Below are 2,056 nucleotides of genomic sequence, written 5' to 3'. Positions count from 1 at the left end.
GCCTCACAGCAGCCTTGACGGTCGAACACCCGATCACGTCTACTTCTCATCGCTGCCGTCACTCGCCGTGGCGGCTTAACCCGCAGAGACTCCACTTAAGAAACTCGGAAAACTGTCCAACTACGCGGGGCCACCTCTTTCTTTAACCTCGTCCGCCGAAATCGCCAAATTAGCAATCAGCAGTAAGGCAAGCGAAAGCGATTGCGCGGAATTGACGAGGCCGCAACGCCAAACAAAACCCATAACGAAGGAACACCGTGGCTTAACCATGACTCTCTCACATCCCCCTGCTTGTACTTGAGCAACGGACTCGACAAAAACTCGATAAGTCGCCGCTTCCCCGTCTTTATTTCAGCACTGACCGCCATCCCGGGCGCGAGGTTTAGCGGGCTACTGTCGATGTTCATTGCCGCCTCTTGGAGCGCGACGCAATGAGTTTCTGTGCGATGGGATTCGCAAGAATCGTTTCAGACGTATCTGCATTAAACATGTGCGCGATAGTCTGCGGATAAAATGTTTGAAGAACGATTCGGTCCAATCGATTCGCAAAAAACTGATCGCACATCGAACAATGGCGGCGCAATGAGGTCAGCACATAGGACAGGAACCCGAAATTCTTGCAGTTTGGCGCACCGACGTTGGATCGACATTCAAGCGGCATTACATCGTTCGAACATAATGTCAGAGCAAACATTATTGCTCCGCTCACGAAACGTTCTAGCGAAGCGCATTCGGCATGAGCGCGATCACGAAACGACGTTAGATAGAGTGCAGCCTCGACCCGATGCGTTCCGGGCTTGTTCACAGTAGCAAGTGCGTTAGATATCATCTTTCCCTCCCACCTTCCTGTCGGTACCTCAGCAACGGGCTCAATAGGAATTCGATCACCGTCCGCGTTCCCATCTTCAATTCCGTAGTCACCGCCATCCCCGGCGCCAGCGCGACATCGTTCCCGTCGATCATCATCGTCGTCGCCATTAGCACGACGTGCGCGGTGTATACCAAGCCGCGCTTCTCGTCGGCCACGGCGTCGTGAGAGACCCTCCGCACCTTGCCGCGCACGGAACCGTATTTCGTGAAGTTGAATGTCTCGATCTTAACCACGGCCTCCTGCCCTTCGCGCACGAAGCCGATGTCCTTGTTCGGCACCATCGCTTCCACTTCGACGGGTGTATCGTCCGGCACTAGCAGCATCAGCGGTTGCGCTTCGGTGACCACTCCGCCGACCGTGTGGACGACGAGCTGCTGGATGGTGCCGGCGAGCGGTGCGCGCAGCGTCTGCAGCTCGAGCTTGCGCTCGGCTTTCGCGATTTCCTCGTCGTAGGCGGCGCGCTTCGTCTCGGCGTCGTCGAGCTCTGCCATCCAGCGATTGCGATATTGCGCGGCGGTGACCGCGAGCTTCTGCTGGAGTGCGCCTAGCGTCGACTCGATCATGCGGCGCTGATGGCGCTGCACGTCCCGCTCCTGTTGCTGCTCGATGCGTTGACGTTCGAGCTCGAGCCATTTCACGCGCGGTACCATGCCCGTGCCCATGAGCTTTCTGTTCGCTTCGGCTTCCTCGGTGACGAGCGGCAGCGTCGCTTCGAGCTGCGCGATGCGAGCTTCGGTGCCCTGGCGCTCGGCGAGCTTCGCCTCCATCTCGTCGTACACGCCGGCGACGGCGGCCTGGTATTCCTCGAACTGCTGACGCAACTGCGCCTGTTCCCGCGCGATTTCGGCTTGCGCGATTCCGACACCTGCGCTCGCGAACGACGTGGCGGCCGGGGGGATAGAGCCCGTTCGCATATCCGGGACGGTCGCGGCTTTCACTGTGGTATCGACCGCTGCGACGAGCGCCGCCAGGCGAAGCTGATCCAGGACGACCGCCTCCTGTTCCTTGACGAGGCGAGCCCGGTCGGCGAGCGAGGCCGTCGGATCGAGTTCTACGAGCACCTCGTCGGCCTTCACGTGCTGGCCGTCGGCGACGTGGATCGCCGAGACCACCGAGCGCTCGAGCGGCTGAATGGTCTTCGTCCGCCCCGAGGGCACGATCTTGCCGGGCGCGACGCCGACGATG

The 2,056-nt window shown here is 59.9% G+C and carries 1 protein-coding gene; it reads right to left on the bottom strand.

The genetic code is table 11. The features are described 5' to 3' along the window. Nucleotides 1-825 precede the first annotated feature (825 nt). The coding region (locus tag HY962_17020) for an HlyD family type I secretion periplasmic adaptor subunit (protein MBI5648636.1) at nt 826-2,056 on the bottom strand (1,231 nt) is incomplete at its 5' end.

The organism is Ignavibacteriota bacterium (assembly GCA_016218045.1).
GTDB lineage: Bacteria > Bacteroidota > Ignavibacteria > SZUA-365 > SZUA-365 > JACRFB01.
This window is presented reverse-complemented; position numbering and strand designations above follow the sequence as displayed.